Raw genomic sequence first — 697 nt, 5'->3', positions numbered from 1 at the left:
GGCCGCCGGGGAGTTCGGCCAGCACCATGGGGTGCCCCGGCCGGACGGCGACGCCGTCCACCAGCAGCCGGGCGCCGGCCCCGGCGAGCGCCCGGTGCAGGAAGTCGACCGGCCCGGCGGCCGTCCCGCCGGTGGTGACCACCAGATCGGCGGTGCAGTGCCGCAGCGCGTCCCCGAGCAGCCCGAAGTCGTCCCGGACGTACCTGACCTCGGCGGGCTCGGCGCCGGCGGCCCGCAGCCAGGGCGGCAGCAGCGGCCCCAGCGCGTCCCGGACCAGGCCGGGGCCCGGCACCCCGCTGGTGAGCAACTCGTCGCCCAGGACGAGCAGCTGGACCTCGGGACGGCGGTGGACCGAAAGCCGGTCGTGGCCGCAGGCGGCGGCCAGGCCGAGCACGGCAGGACCGACCCGGGTGCCGGAGGGCAGCAACTCCTCGCCCCGGCGGCACTCCTGGCCGCGCGGGCGGACGTCCTGTCCCGTGGTCAGCGGCTGCGGGCCCCGGTCGTGCAGCAGCGCGCCGTCCGTCCGCCCGTGCTCCCGGCGCAGTACGGCGGTGGCACCGGGCGGCAGTTGGGCGCCGGTGGCGATCTCCACGGCGGTGCCGTCGGCCAGCGGCGCCGGCTCGGCCGGGCCGGCCAGGACCCGGCCGGCGACCCGCCACGGCCCCGGACCGGCGACCGCCCAGCCGTCCATCGCGGA

At 80.1% G+C, this 697-nt stretch carries 1 protein-coding gene; it reads right to left on the bottom strand.

What is annotated here, in order from left to right; genetic code table 11:
- Positions 1–697 (bottom strand): molybdopterin molybdotransferase MoeA (locus BU198_RS00140; RefSeq protein WP_262986978.1); only part of this gene is annotated, 697 nt, incomplete at both ends.

The sequence above is a fragment of the Streptomyces sp. CBMA156 genome, assembly GCF_014596515.1.
Taxonomy (GTDB): Bacteria; Actinomycetota; Actinomycetes; order Streptomycetales; family Streptomycetaceae; genus Kitasatospora.
This window is presented reverse-complemented; position numbering and strand designations above follow the sequence as displayed.